The organism is Streptomyces sp. NPDC093225 (assembly GCF_044753805.1).
Lineage (GTDB): Bacteria > Actinomycetota > Actinomycetes > Streptomycetales > Streptomycetaceae > Streptomyces.
In genome coordinates this window covers 1-13,131 of sequence record NZ_JBIVNX010000042.1, presented here as the reverse complement: position 1 = coordinate 13,131, position 13,131 = coordinate 1, and the positions used below count along the sequence as shown (strand labels likewise).

Genomic DNA, 13,131 nt, shown 5'->3' with positions numbered 1-13,131 from the left:
GAACTGATTTTGATGCAGATCCTGACTGTGGGGTGCGTCTGTCCCTTTGCTGGGCTGGTTGTCCTGTGCGGCCAGGGGTTGGGCTCGTTGGTACTCGTGGCCCTCGATGTGAAGGTTTTGTTTGTTCGATCGATGCGGAGATCGCGCAGGCGCACCTTGTAGTGTTCCGTCGGGCGCCGTGTCCGACCGTACGAGGCCGCAGCTGTCATCGCAGGGGCGCGTCCGGGGGGAGGCCGAAGTGCCGGCGGGCGGCGACGGCGGGGTCAGCCCACTTGGTGTGCATTAGGCGGTGCACCTCGTCTGTGGCCTGCTTCGACCAGTGGTTGTTCCAGGTCTTCAGTTTGTCGTCCTTAGGGTCGTTTTGGATGCTCGACTGGATCCGGTGGCCGTCCAACTCGACGATCCACTGGCCCAACTGGCCGAGGGTCCCCTTTACCAGTTCTGTACCCACGCGCTCAAACGCCGTGCAGTCGGCGAGCACTCCGGCGCGCGATATGCCCTGTGTCGGCATCGGGGTGACCTCGATGATGCGGACGTCGCAGAAGTAGCGGAGCTCCCACCCCGGCACCTCGCCGTAGTGCTGCGGAAGGGACCTCTGCTTGTTCAGGGTCGCGGCCAGGTGATCTTGAATCACCGGCCGCATTGTGCGGACGAACTCCGGGTCCAGGGGCGGGAGTGGCGGTGGTGCCACCGCATTGCATCCGGTCGACGCCAGAGCCAGCGTCAGCAGTGCTCCCCACAGTCCCGTTCCCCGTCTCATTCCCCTTCAGACGCGCCATGCCACTGCCTGGTTGCACACCCTTGCCTGATCCGTCCGCTGCTGCAGGGCAGTGGTCGGCCATTCTCGACAGAGGAGCCGAAGTACCGGAGAGCAGGACCAGTCCGGAGCAAAGCGGAGGACTCCGGCCGAAGGCCGGCACTAGCCAGGCGGAGCCGGGCAGCTCCTGGAGCGAAGCGGAAGGAGCCAGCCCCGAAGGGGCTACGCCCGAAGGGCCGGCCTTGATGATCTGTGTTTGTTTGTCGGTGGCGGTTCGGCGTTGTGATGTCAGTGAGCTCTTTCAGAGTGGCCACTGTTCGAGTGACCCAGGCCGAGTCGGGATGAGGACCGCAACGCACAAGGCTCCCGCGCCGTTGAGGGAGGTGTTCGAAGTCTCAACCCATCGGCACAGGAGCCCTGTTGGTTCCCCATCCTGCCGCACTCGACCTGCCGCACGCTCTGGTCGAGTGGGTATCCATGCTCATCGTCACCCGTGAGGGTGACCGCCGCTGTAAGCTGCCGCCTCACCAGCGTGCCCTCGCGGGCCTGGTCTATCTTCGCTGCCACGACACGCTCGCGCAGATCGCGGCCGGCTTCGGTATATCCGTCGGCACCGCCCACGCCTACGTCAAGGCCGTCGTCCAACACCTGTCCGGCCGGGCTCCCGGACTGCTGCGGGTCCTGCGCGAGACCGATCCCGACCATGTCCTGCTCGACGGAACCCTCGCCGAGTGCGACCGCGTCGGCGACAGCCGGGCCGACTTCTCACAGAAGCACCGCCGCCACGGCGTGAACGTGCAGGTCGTGACCGATCCCACCGGCAACCTGCTGTGGATCTCGCCGGCGCTGCCCGGCCGCACCCATGACCTGACCGCGGCCCGCACCCACCGCATCATCCGGATCTGCGAACGCCAGGGCGTTCCGATCCTCGCCGACCGCGCCTACATCGGCGCCGGCCCCTGGGTGACCACACCGATCAGACGGCTCCCGAACCGGGACCCCACCACGACCCAGCAGACGATCAACCGGGCGCTGTCAGCGGCACGGGCACCGGTCGAACGGAGCATCGCGAGGCTGAAGTCCTGGCGCATTTTCCGCCGGGCCCGCTGCAGCCCCAACCGCATGACCGCCATCGCCGCAGCCATCCTCACCCTGGAGCGTCAACGCTGAAAAGGCTCACTGTCCGATCCGGATGACGAGGATCGCCGTGCCTCGCGGGGCGGCCAGAGTGCCGTGGTCGGGCCAATCGCTCCGACGGCGCCCGGTGAATTTCATTCCCTCCTTGTGCTGCCCTCTCTTGCGATTCGGAGGCAGGAAATAGACGAGATGGCTTGTTTGCGATCAGTGTTGACGCTTCCGTTGAGGGGAATTTGAGGTTACGGCGTGACGTGCGGCACAGCAAGATCAAAAGAGTTGATGAGCCGGTCCTCGTGGAAGAGGATTACCGCTGTTCGAGCAATGCCCTGCGGTATCAGTTCCGCAGGTGGTGCTTAGGTTGATTTCCCAGGGGGATTTCATGGCTGGATCTATTCGCTCGCGTCGCGCGGCTGTGGCGGCTTCGTCTCTCGTGCTCTCGGTTGCATTGAGTGTCTTTACGGGATCCGGTGTGTCCGGGGCGGCTGAGGTTCCCGAGGGTGCCGCTATCTCCAGCGAGGCCTTGGCGGATGGGGAGTTCTTCGTTCCGGGCGCAGATGTGGTGACCAAGGTGGATCCGGAGCTGGTGAAGGACTCGGGCGAGGTGGCTGACCCGCTGCCGGATCCCTCTGGATTCAGCGGTGCGCGCTACTTGAAGAACGTTAGGACCCTTGGAAATGTCTGTGGCACTAAGCTGCTTCAGCAGACGAGCGGCCGCGGGAAGACCACTCTTGTTATGAGCTTTGATAAGGCTGTGGCTGCGACCACGAAGAGGGAAACCGCGATTGATCTGAACTGGGTTTCCGCCGGTGTAGGATGGGACGTCACCAAGAGCTACAACGTCAAGAATGAAACGCGGTACGAGGTTCCGGCGGGCAAGTTCGGTGTCATCCAGGCATACCCGTTCTACAGGATGCAGGTAGGTGACGTCTGGCAGGGGTTTAGCGGGGGCTCGGGTCGGCCGACGGGGTATCAGGCCTACGCTTACAAGCCGGTCGGCGTCTGCTTCAACCAGTACCTGCAGTGACGGGTTATTGAATCCACAGTAGGTGAGCGAGGGTGTGTGGTTCCGTGAGAAATGCTTGTTCTATGGCTCTCGGAGCCGCTCTTCTCCTTTCCGTCGCCGGCTGCGACAGCTCGGCACATGAGTCGGCAGGGGTCGATGTCAGTCAGGCCCGGCTCGCCAAGGTGGCGACCTTGCCTGTCGCCGGCGACCCCTTGGCGGACCTGGGCGACTCGCTGGCCGGGAGATCGCCGAGGGTTGTGGCCGAGGCGCGTGTCGGATCATCGCGTCTGGTCATCTATACGGGAGAGCGTGCATGCGGATTCATGGCCATGGCCGATACCGGGCCCGCGAAGTCGCTGATCCACCTCATCACGAAGTGGCCTGACAAAGGTGAGGGCGAGGCCTTGTATCCCGCGGGTCCGTACAACCGGACTACTGGGACAGGCGCCTCTAAGGTGTGGGCTTCTGTCGCCTGCAGCCCCAATGCCATGGTGATTGAGTACAGTGCCGGCCCTGGTGCGCCTCTCCAGGTGGCTGGGGCCCGTGGCCAGATGTCGATCACACGCATGCCAGGAAGCCCGTCGACCTGGACCTTCGTCATCGGGGATCCGAGAGCCCGGGCAGAGATCAGCGCAAGCCTTCCGACTCCTTGACCAGGGAGTGACGCGCTGATCATGTTCTTGGTGACGGGCCGCCGGATGCTCCGGCGGCCCGTCACATTCCCTATCGCAGGGCGCCTTCCGTGGGAGGTACTGGGCTGAGGTGCGCGAGCAGGCTGCCGCGGTGGCTCGGGTGGAGGCTGCCTGGCCGGAGGCCTTGGCCGCGTTGCTGCCGCAGTACCGGCCGGCGGTGCTGCGGGACGCGATCCTGGCCGCGCTGGACGGCGGGCGGACCGCCGAGCAGCTGGCGGCGCGGGTGGAGCGCCGGTGGTGGGCGCACGGCTACCGGGAGGCCCTGGCGGAGGGCGGGGCGGGCATCGGTTCCCCGGTCGGGGTGGCGGTGGGCCTGGTGCGCCCGTCGACGGACTGCCCGGACCCGATGTGCGAGGACGGCGTAACCATCGACCGCGGCACGGCCTGTGCGGCGTGCGAGCAGCGGCGGGAGGATCGGAAGCGGCCCGGCGCCAGGGCCTGGTGCCTGGTCCGCGGGAGGCCGGCCCGGCGCTGGTGTGGTGGGACTGCGAGGGCGAGGGCTGCGATGCGACCGGCCACGGCCCGCGGCCGCAGGACGGCCTGTGCGGGCGGTGCCGGGACCGGGCCGAGGCCGAGGCGATCGAGCGGGCCACGGCGGGACTGCGGGCGGCGGCCGAGGCGGAGTACGCCGCCCAGGCCGAGCGCGCGAAGGCGGCCGCGAAGTGGGCGCTGCTCCTCGAGGACGCCTACGCCGAGCACGCCGAGCGGGAGGCGGCCGCGCACGCGGCGGTCCGCGCCCGACGGCGGGCCGAGGCGGAGGAGACCCGGCGCCTGCGCGAGCAGCTGGCCGCGGAGCACCCCGAGTTGGCCGCCTACGCCCAGCAGCCGGAGGAACAGCCCGCCGCCGCCCCGTTCTAGCCGCGAGGTGCGGTTACCGGTTACCGGTTACAGCTGGGGAACACCGGTCTGACTGGGCCGGAGGGGTGCGAACCCGCGTTCTCTGGCCGGTAACCGGTAACCGGTAAGCCCCGGACGGGTGGCGGCGGCGTCCAGCCCCGGCGACCGGGCCTAACCAGGGCCGAAAAGGCCCTGCGTGGCCCTCTGGGCGCCTCGGAGGCGATTCCGGCCCCCCAGGTCGGAGCGATCTCTGAACGGCGCTCAGCGAGGCTTGTGGGGCCTCGGGTTGGTGGCGGGCCTCGGGTGACGACCGCTCAGACCCTGCTCGGCGGCCTGGTGGTCGGCCTCGGCCAGTGTCCCGCGCGGCGTGTCCCCGGCCTGTGTCCGACACAGGGACACAGGCTCTGACCTGGGCCGGGACACGGGTTCCCCCGGGCGGAGGTGTGTGTCCCGGGGCCGGGGGACAGGGGCGGTGCCTACGGTGGCGGAGTGGATCACCACTACGCGGAACGGCGGCGCGGGTGCCGGAACCTCCGGGACCCGCAGCGGGAGCTGGCCGAGCAACTCGCGGCGCGGGCGGACCGGCTGCGGGCCGAGGCCGGCCGGGACGGCGGAGACGGGCTGTCCGTGGCCGACGCGGTCACCCTGGCCGCCATCCAGCTCGGTCTGGAACCGCCCGCAGCCGTGCCAGCGCCCCGCGCTGACACCTGACACGTCAGAACGGCCACTGACCTGGGCACAGGGCCCCATCGGCGCGGGGCCGGCGGTGTCAGTGTCAGGTGTCAGACCGGTGTCACACGGGCCGCCGGCCGGTGTCACACAAGGCCGGTGTCACATCGCTGACCAGGCTCGGGACCACCGAACCCCCACCCCTGGCCGAGGTGTCACACAGGGGTTCATCACCGCCGCGGGGCTGATGAACGGCGGCGCCCGACACGCGCGCCTGTACGCGCGCCTCTGGCGTGTGTGGGGCTTTGGGTTGGTGGGGCCCAGGGGTGACGGTCAGGCCCTGTGGGTGGCGTGGGATCCGGCGAAACCCCTCTCGGATTGCTCGGCTCCGGAAGGATTGCCGTATGACCGGCAATCTTCCGCGCGACGACGCGGGTTTTGCTGCGGCCATGGCGGCCAGGCTTCTGCGCGATGTGGCCGAGGCTCTGGAGGACGGCAAGCCGTACCGTCTCGACGCTGGCCGCCTGCGCCGTGCAGCAGCCACCGTGGACGAGTTGGTTGCTCGGGACGCCCGCCAGGGTCGGGCGTCACCCGGGAACTAGGGTCGGGGGCAGCCCGTGCCGATATGGCGTGCGCGGGCGAGGCCCGGTGCCCGGACGCGTGTCGGGGGCAGTACCACCGGGCCGCCCCACACGTGCACGTGTGCACGGGCACCCTCGTGCACACGACGACCGGCCCCGGGCGGGGCCGGCCAACACGAGCCGTGCGTGGCCCGTGCCGCGCAGCGCGCTCGAGCCTGCCGCGCGTACCTGTCCATGGCGCGTTGCCGGGCGGGGCGCCTGGGGCTGAGGCGAGGGCATCCGCTCGTCGGTCGGAGCGGGGAACCGCAGGAGGCCGTGAAGGGCTCTGGGTGACTGCGTGCGGGCCGAACGCCCCGCCCAAGGGCCTTGGGTTACCGCGGCCTGTGAAAGGCCCTCAGGGGCGCCCATGCGGGTTTCGGGTCCTGTGGGTTGCCGGGATACGGCAAAGGCCGACGTACGCACCGCAGGGGTACGCTCATCGGCCGCCGCGCGGTCACGCGCCAACGTGACCTGCAATGTCCCTGGAAGTTGCCTTGGTTGGAGCCAGTAGCAGCAGGGCGCCTGTAAACGCGCACACGTGTCGGTTCAGGAGGTGCGCGCGTAACGAGGTTGAGACTACGGCCGCCCGGGCTGAGGTATCACTCACAGTTGCTGGGACAAAAGTCGGGCCAATGAATTTCGGCCGCCCCGGTAGCTGCATCATCGCAGGTCAGAGGCCGTATGAACCTTGCGATACGGATTTATTTTTTGGGACGGCTTCGGGGCCAATTCGGTGGTCTTGGCGAAGACGGGCTACGGGCTGAGAGGCTTGGTCGGCAGTGCTTCGTTCCGCTGCTCAGGTGACGCCAATCGCCTAGTGGGACACGGCCTGTTGGAGCCAGTAGCAGCCGGTCGGCGGCCCTTTTGGGGCCGTCGACCCTTACCCGTGAAGGGTGCCTGAATTGACCACGATCGACGGGGCCTCGGCCCCGGCCTCTGGCGTGCGCTTCGGCATGCCGCACGCCTTCGTGATCGCCGCCTACCTGGCGGCCGCCGTGCTCCTCAGCCGCATCGCGCACATGCCCGTGCAGGACATCCTCGTCCTGCTCGGGGGCGCCAGCGCGGTCAGTGTCGCCGTCCTGGTCGCCTCGAACGTCAAGGGTGGCAAGGGCGGTGGCGGCGGCCTGCTGCGGCGGCTGCTGAACGCCGCGCTCGGCGGGCCCGGCAGCGGGAGCGTGAACTAGTGGGCCGGCCGGGGCGCCCCGAAGCCCCCGTCGACCACACGATCCCCGAGCTCGGGGCGTTGGCCCAGTTCCTCCGCGACAAGCGGGGCAGCATCCCCTACAGCACGCTGGCCCAGCGCAGCGCGTGGGGGGCGTCGACCCTCAAGCGCGCCGCGTCCGGCAAGGCGCTGCCGACGTGGGACTGCGTCCGTGGCTACCTGGCCGCCTGCGGCATCACCAACGGCCCGGGGTACGACGACGCGGGATGGCTCTACATGTTTGCCTACGAGGCCTGCAAGCGCCGCCCCAAGCGCTGGGGTGCCGTACCGCGACCGGACCTCGCCGCCAGCGAGGCCGACCTCAGCCGTGCCCTGCGGGCGGCCTACGACGCCGCCGGGCGTCGGCCCATCCGGGACTTCATTGAGCGAGTCGGGGACTACCACCTGCCTCGCACACCGCGCACCGCATCATGCGGGGCCAGGCCATGCCGGTGGACGTGTCGCAGTACCTGAGCTTCCTTCAGGCCTGCCGTGTCCCTGGGCACGCGCTGCCGGCCTGGTTCGATGCCTGGTCTCGCATCCGGGGGCGCAGTCCCTTCCTCGAGATCCGGCGTATCAGTCCCCTCCTCGGCGGGGTCGAAGCTCTGTACCTCAAGTGGTTGGAGAATCAGAAGGTGTACCCGCTCGCCCGCTTGGTACCAGGGCACGAGGACCAGCGCCGCAGCCTGACCGACAAGCCGAAGGCGGGGCCGCCCAGGAAGGGGCAGCCCCGCCTTCGTTGTGCCCGCTGGCGCCCGCCCCAATGAAACCAAGCTCTTCCCCTGGCTATCGCAGGAAAGAGGTGTCGTCGCGGCTGGGGGCTTGCCCACGGGGGTTGACCTGCACAAACACGGGGTGTCCGATTTGGGAGGCTCCCACCTCCGGACACACCTCCGGTGCAACGCCTAGTGCACCTGTGCAGACAACGGTGGGGACACCTCCCGGTGCAACCCCCAGATTCCTGGCCGCGGCAGACGCCTCAGCATCGGGTCTGATCTTCGCCAGAGACCCTCTGAGGGAAGTAGTCGGCGGCCGACGCACCCCTTGACCACGGGTTTTGACCTGCGTATTTCTCGGTCAGGCTGGCGCCGGTGAGGCAACTTGTAGGGCCAGCTGTAAGGAAAGTTGTAGAGCAACTTGTGGGGCAAGTTGTATGACAAGTTGCAGGGCAAGCCGGCCGCCGGGCGGGCAAGCCCCGCCGGGGGCGGTGGGCAAGCCTCCCGTGCTGCTGGGCAAGCCTGGTGTTACCTCCGCCTAGACAGCCTGCTTTCAGGGCTCTTCGCCCTGGTCAGGGCAGGTAACAGCGGCGGGGTAACTGGACGGGCAACTGTGGGCAAGCCCAGCTTGCCCACGGGCTACTCCGGAGTGCGGGGCGTATTGCCCGGAGCGAGGCTGGGGGCATGACGGCGCGCTTGGTGATCTATCCCCCGGACGAGCAGGGCTGGCGGCGGGTCCGGTACGACGATGTCGCGATCGGCGTCGCGCACAAGCCGAGCGACATCCTTGTCTTCCTCGAGGCCGCCGGCATGGAGGACCTGGAGGCCTTGGACCTGACGGACCCCGCGCTGGTGGCGTGGCGCGGGGGAGGCCCAGAGACCTGGGCGGAGTCCCCGCCGTGACTGGCCGTCCTGCGTTTCCGAAGGCTGTCAAGGCGGCCGTAGAGGTCTGTCGGCGCGGGCCGTGGCGATGGCGGCCAGTTCGGCGGTGGGGCGGTCCCGGCGCTCTGTCAGCGCTGGCGCCGGGGGAGCGGTGCCCGAAGGCGATGCTTGATCATCCCGCCAGCGCTCTGGGCGGTGCCGGGCGCTCCCCCAAGGGGGATGTTCGGGCCCGGGGTGGTCCGGGGTCAGGTGGTGGTCTGGTCGGTGTGGTCGTTTCGGTTGCGGTTCTTGGTGCGGATCTTCTTGGCTGTGTATCCGGCGCCGCTGATGAGGAGTGTCGCGAGCACGTTGCCGAGCAGGTCGTGGCTGAGGAAGGCGTAGAGCGTGGACAGCGTCACCGCGGTCTCCCCGGGGGTGTCGTCGTTGGGTGTCGGGGAGAGGTTGGCCGCCCGACGGTTCGGTGTGGGGCGGGGAGATGACGTTTTGCCTGGTGGCAGGCGGTTTTCGTGTTGGACAGCGCATGGTCACGGCTGGACACGGGGCTGGGGAAGGGTGGGGGGGATGGCTCCGAAGCGGGAGATCCCGGAGGGCACGGCCGCTGGTGAGCTGGCCAGGTTCCTTGTGGGGCTGGTACGGCAGGCGACGGTCCGCGAGCTCGCGGACAAGTTCGGCAAGAGCCCCTCGACGTGGGGGAACTACCTCAACGGCGCGCAGCTGATCCCGCCGGACTTGCTGGGCCGACTCGTCGAGACGTATACGGCGCCTGGCCAGGCCCGGCAGGCAAAGGCGGTACGTGCGAAGGCGTTGTGGACCGATGCGGCCGCGGAACGCCGAGACGCTTCACCGGGCGGGGGTTTGGTGCGTCAGCATCAGCGCCGTGATGACGCGTTGCAGCAGGTGGTGAAGTACCGAGGGCTGGCGGAGAACGCCGAGAGGCACCTCAAGGAGCTGCGGCCGGCGCTTGCGTTGACGCAGAGCCGGTTGGAGAACGTGCAGCTTCAGTTGAGGCAGACCGGTGAGCGCGAGCGGGCACGGATTGAGCTGCTGTTGAGCCAGGCCAAGGAGCGGCTGGGCCGGGTGCAGCTGCAGCAAGAGCGCGCCCGCAGTCGCCGGCTGACGGCGGAGGAACAGCAGGACTTCTGGCTGGCGGAGGCAGCTGCTGCACATGAGGAGATCAACCGCCTCGAGCGGGAGGCGCGCGACCTGGCGGTGCCCGAGAGCTCGGTGGTGGAGCTTCCGTCTGAAGACGGCGACGACGCCAGCAGGAGCGACAGCGAGATCGACATTCTGCTGGAGCACATCGAGGCGGAAGGCCGCGAGGACGACGCACAGATCGAGCGCGACCTTGAGCCGGACAGTGTCGAGACGGAGCTTGTTACGGTCACCGAGGCCGCTTACGACGGCGGGGGACAGGAAGACGCCCCGCTCGTGATCGACAGCGCGAGTGTGCTCGAAGACCACGCTCGTGAGCCGCGGCCCGTTGAACAGACCCTTGTCCAACCCTTGTCCAATGCTCCCTTGGACAAGCCTTCTACCAGTACTGATACCGGACAAGGCCCAGTTGTACCACCGCCGCCACCGCCGCCCTCGGCGCGGGACCATCTTGAGGACAGGCCGCCCCCCGCCGATTTGCTGGACCTGTTGAGTACTGCGGACACGGCCGAGGATGTGGCTCGCGCGTTCTCGATCTTGTGGTCTCGCGAGGGAGGAGCCGATCGGTGGCCGGCTGCCAGGCTGGCTGCCGTGGCGTTCGGTCAGAGGCCGACCCAGTCCCAGCTAGCGGTTCTTTCAGGGTTGGGGGCAGATTTCCTCCCGGATTCGTTGGAGGACCTGGTGACACTGGTGCGGATACTGGGCACTCCGGAAGAGAGCCGCGCCTTTTACGAGGCGTACATACGCGTCTTCGAGCGAGCTCGCCCCTTGCTCGCCGCTCTCAGCCTCCGACCACCTGTACCGAAGATCTACAACGCGCTCTACGTGGTGTCGATCCCTGTGCTCTTCGCCATCCCCACAGGATTCGTGGCAGGCCTGCGCGCGGATCCCAACCCTGCAGGCTGGAAGCTCGTTGTCTACGCGGTTGCCGGCACGCTGGTGGCACTTGGGACGTGGATTCTGGAGGGCCTGTTCCGCGAGCACGTTGAGGGCAGGTTCAACGTCGACCCCAACGCCGACCCCGAGGGCGGATGGCTGAGAATGACCGCGACTTTGGCCTTCGTCCTGGGGCTGATCTTCTCCGCGGCGGGGTTCGACTACCCAGGACGATGGGTCGCGGAAGCAGTTGGCTTGCTGTGAACCGGTCCCGGTTCACAGGCACCTGCTGCCCTCTTCGTGGGGACCGGCTGCCCCTTCGTAGCCGGCCCCCGTCGTGCATGTGGTGCGTTGGTGCTTCATCGGCGGCGGAGCAGGTAGGGGACGACGACCGAGGTGTAGAGGGCGCCGGTGCCGATGGCGGCGGCAGCCGGGTTGGTCCAGGACGGGTCCAGGTGGACCAGCAGGCCGGCGCCGAGGGCGAGGAGGATGCCGAGGGCCAGGAGGAGCCGGTCTCGCTGGCGGCGTACGCGAGCGAGCTGCTGCGCGTCGGTCTCGGCGGCCTGGGCGGTCTCGGTGCGCTGGGTCGTAGACATGGTGGTCCTTCCGTAGCGGCCCGTCTCGGGTCCGGGGTGGGTGGGTGAGCGAGGGCAACTTTGAGCGCGCCGGCTGTGGTGGTCGAGCTCTCGCGAATATTCGTTCCGCGCCTGGTCAGAGGCCCTCGAGCGCGTCTGTGACACGGATTCGCGAAGGCTTGACAGGTCATCGGCCAGGGGGTGCTCGCCGTTGCGGGTTGAGGATGCGCCGCGCGGGGGTTAGCCCCGCAAGCCCCTCTCCAGCGCCTTCAACAGTTCTCCAGTGAGTCGAACGCCCGGTGGACCGACGCGAAGCGCAGGTACGCAACGAGGTCGAGCTCCTGCAGCGGGCCGAGTACGGCCAGACGCCGGAGACCCGAGGGGTGCTTACGTCAGCTACTACCGTTCAGCAGCCATGGGGAACCGACGGGATCAGAAGGGGTTCTGGCGGCGCCGACGCATCGCCGTTCCGTCGTCCGTGGCGCGGCTGTCGACGACTCGGCCGACGGGGCGCCGCACAGCGCCCGGTGAGCGTGGATCGGCTTAATGGAATTCCTTTCAGGGCCGAGCGGCATTTACTTTTTTGGATTTTTTTGAGGGTTATTCGACGGCTAGAGGATTCGTCGCTAGCGACGTGTGGAATTCCAATCTCATATCTGACGAGCTGTCAGTTTTGTGTGTTGTGGTGGTGGGTGGGGGGTGGTGGCCAGGGGGTGGGGCGTTGTGTGCCGCTGTGAGGGCCGTTCTCCTCGCAGGCAGTCACGAGGTGTTTCCGCAGGCTGTGGGGCCGTAGGCGGGGCTGTCGGGGGTGTTCGGGGGTGTATCCGTGGGGCCTGGTCCGGGTGAGCGGTCGCACGGCGTAGGCCGGGCCGGGGTCGGGGGAGGGGCCCCGCCCGTTCTCGGGATCCCACACAGTGCATCATCACCCCGCCCCAGAGGCTACGCTGACGTAGAGTCACCGAATCTAAAGCCGGGCTTCGGATTCGCGACCAGCCCGGCCACCCTCCCTCGTAGCCAGCCGCCCGCGCAGCGGGCCCGGGGCCGGGGAGCGAAGCGACCGGGCCCCCACCCTCTGATGATGTGTGTTTGTTTGTCAGTGGCGATTCGGCGTTGTGATGTCAGTGGTCGGGGGTGGGGTTGTCCCTGGTCGGAGCGGGTTTGAGGGCTGTTTTTCACTGACAGTGGTTGCCGTTTTTGTGCTGACGTTTTTGACGTATTGCCTGGTCGTTTTGGTGGCGTTTGGTATGACGCTGTTGCTGTTTGTGCTGGTGAGGGGCTTAGGCGTACGCGGATGGCGGCGGCGCAGTCGGCTGGTGCGCTTTCGTGCTGGCTGGTGATGAGGGGGTAGAGGGTGTTCTGGGGTGGTCGGTCGTTCAGTTGGTGGTAGTGGGTGGCGGGGGCGAGGAAGGGGTGGGTCTAGAGGGGGAGGGCGTGGGGGCGGTATCGGTGGTGTGCGGGGCTGTCGTGGGTCTTGATGAGCTTGTGGGTTTGGTTGATGTCGATGGCGCGGGATCAGGGTGAGGTGTTCGGGGCTGGCTCTGGTGCAGATGGCGGTGGCTAAGGCTGCGGCGTGCAGGGGGTGGGCGAGGGTGGCCAGGCGTGCTGTGAGCTCGCTGGTGGCTTCGTCGTGGTCGTTCGGCTTGTTTATAGGGGGTGTGGGATAGGTGAGTTCGGCTCCGTGGCATGGCTGGCGTGGCAGCCGGGGCGGACTTCGTCATCCGGTACAGCAGCACTGGTCGAGCCGTGTCAGGTGTTCGGGCACCCTCATGGCTCTGCAGGGGCAGTGCCATGCCCTTCCAGGGATGATCGGCAAGCGAGAGAGATGCAGGTTAACCCCGCGTCAAGGGTGCTGAGGGAGCATCAGCCCAGCCAGCCCCCCGGGGAGCCCTGCAGACCAGAGCCGACGCCAGCAGCACACTCGCGTCCCTGCTGCTGGCGCCCGCGTAGCGGGCTGGTCCTGGAGGCGGAGCCGGAAGGGCCTGGGGCGGGGGAGCGGAGCGGACCCGCCCAACGG

Annotated in this window: 13 protein-coding genes and 1 pseudogene; 9 read left to right on the top strand and 5 right to left on the bottom strand. The window is 68.1% G+C overall.

Going from position 1 to position 13,131, the window contains the following annotated elements:
- Positions 1-205: 205 nt before the first annotated feature.
- The gene (locus ACIQCH_RS29365; RefSeq protein WP_402585794.1) at positions 206-634 is read right to left on the bottom strand and encodes a hypothetical protein; all 429 of its coding nucleotides are present in this window, start codon (positions 632-634) and stop codon (positions 206-208) included.
- 543 nt (positions 635-1,177) lie between these two features.
- On the opposite strand from ACIQCH_RS29365, the gene ACIQCH_RS29360 reads away from it, so the two are divergent.
- From ACIQCH_RS29360 to ACIQCH_RS29325, 8 genes are all read left to right on the top strand, one after another.
- A complete protein-coding gene (locus tag ACIQCH_RS29360) occupies positions 1,178-1,927 on the top strand; it encodes a transposase family protein (RefSeq protein WP_402585792.1) in 750 nt (249 codons plus the stop codon).
- Positions 1,928-2,273: 346 nt separating this feature from the next.
- Positions 2,274-2,918 (top strand): hypothetical protein, encoded by a 645-nt coding sequence (locus ACIQCH_RS29355; protein ID WP_402585790.1) that lies wholly within the window; start codon positions 2,274-2,276, stop codon positions 2,916-2,918.
- A 1,112-nt stretch (positions 2,919-4,030) separates the two neighbouring features.
- Positions 4,031-4,447 (top strand): hypothetical protein, encoded by a 417-nt coding sequence (locus ACIQCH_RS29350; protein WP_402585788.1) that lies wholly within the window; start codon positions 4,031-4,033, stop codon positions 4,445-4,447.
- A gap of 468 nt (positions 4,448-4,915) precedes the next feature.
- Entirely contained in the window at positions 4,916-5,137 is a 222-nt protein-coding gene (locus ACIQCH_RS29345) for a hypothetical protein (RefSeq protein ID WP_402585786.1), read from the top strand.
- A gap of 362 nt (positions 5,138-5,499) precedes the next feature.
- On the top strand, positions 5,500-5,697 hold the full coding sequence (locus ACIQCH_RS29340; RefSeq protein ID WP_402585784.1) for a hypothetical protein: 198 nt from the start codon (positions 5,500-5,502) through the stop codon (positions 5,695-5,697).
- Between the two features lie 920 nt (positions 5,698-6,617).
- Positions 6,618-6,899: a hypothetical protein gene (locus ACIQCH_RS29335; RefSeq protein WP_402585782.1), complete on the top strand. Its 282-nt coding sequence runs from the start codon at positions 6,618-6,620 to the stop codon at positions 6,897-6,899.
- The gene (locus tag ACIQCH_RS29330; RefSeq protein WP_402585780.1) at positions 6,899-7,390 is read left to right on the top strand and encodes a hypothetical protein; all 492 of its coding nucleotides are present in this window, start codon (positions 6,899-6,901) and stop codon (positions 7,388-7,390) included. The genes ACIQCH_RS29335 and ACIQCH_RS29330 overlap by 1 nt, the downstream gene beginning before the upstream one ends.
- 926 nt (positions 7,391-8,316) lie before the next feature.
- A complete protein-coding gene (locus ACIQCH_RS29325) occupies positions 8,317-8,535 on the top strand; it encodes a hypothetical protein (RefSeq protein WP_402585778.1) in 219 nt (72 codons plus the stop codon).
- Positions 8,536-8,759: 224 nt separating this feature from the next.
- Here ACIQCH_RS29325 and ACIQCH_RS29320 read toward each other — a convergent pair whose 3' ends face one another.
- On the bottom strand, positions 8,760-8,912 hold the full coding sequence (locus ACIQCH_RS29320; RefSeq protein ID WP_402585776.1) for a hypothetical protein: 153 nt from the start codon (positions 8,910-8,912) through the stop codon (positions 8,760-8,762).
- Between the two features lie 163 nt (positions 8,913-9,075).
- On the opposite strand from ACIQCH_RS29320, the gene ACIQCH_RS29315 reads away from it, so the two are divergent.
- A complete protein-coding gene (locus ACIQCH_RS29315; protein WP_402585774.1) occupies positions 9,076-10,806 on the top strand; it encodes a hypothetical protein in 1,731 nt (576 codons plus the stop codon).
- A 95-nt stretch (positions 10,807-10,901) separates the two neighbouring features.
- Here the strand turns inward: ACIQCH_RS29315 and ACIQCH_RS29310 are convergent, their stop codons facing one another.
- From ACIQCH_RS29310 to ACIQCH_RS29300, 3 genes and pseudogenes are all read right to left on the bottom strand, one after another.
- The gene (locus ACIQCH_RS29310) at positions 10,902-11,138 is read right to left on the bottom strand and encodes a hypothetical protein (RefSeq protein ID WP_402585772.1); all 237 of its coding nucleotides are present in this window, start codon (positions 11,136-11,138) and stop codon (positions 10,902-10,904) included.
- A 254-nt stretch (positions 11,139-11,392) separates the two neighbouring features.
- Positions 11,393-11,482: pseudogene (locus ACIQCH_RS29305) on the bottom strand (transcriptional repressor NrdR); the annotation flags it as partial.
- Between the two features lie 67 nt (positions 11,483-11,549).
- A complete protein-coding gene (locus ACIQCH_RS29300; protein WP_402585893.1) occupies positions 11,550-11,636 on the bottom strand; it encodes a hypothetical protein in 87 nt (28 codons plus the stop codon).
- Between the last annotated feature and the right edge of the window lie 1,495 nt (positions 11,637-13,131).

What these genes read in the sequence shown, in the direction of transcription:
- ACIQCH_RS29315 (WP_402585774.1), top strand. Translation starts at nt 9,076, where the DNA reads ATGGCTCCGAAGCGGGAGATCCCGGAGGGCACGGCCGCTGGTGAGCTG.
- ACIQCH_RS29340 (WP_402585784.1), top strand. Translation starts at nt 5,500, where the DNA reads ATGACCGGCAATCTTCCGCGCGACGACGCGGGTTTTGCTGCGGCCATG.
- ACIQCH_RS29355 (WP_402585790.1), top strand. Translation starts at nt 2,274, where the DNA reads ATGGCTGGATCTATTCGCTCGCGTCGCGCGGCTGTGGCGGCTTCGTCT.
- ACIQCH_RS29325 (WP_402585778.1), top strand. Translation starts at nt 8,317, where the DNA reads ATGACGGCGCGCTTGGTGATCTATCCCCCGGACGAGCAGGGCTGGCGG.
- ACIQCH_RS29310 (WP_402585772.1), bottom strand. Translation starts at nt 11,138, where the DNA reads ATGTCTACGACCCAGCGCACCGAGACCGCCCAGGCCGCCGAGACCGAC.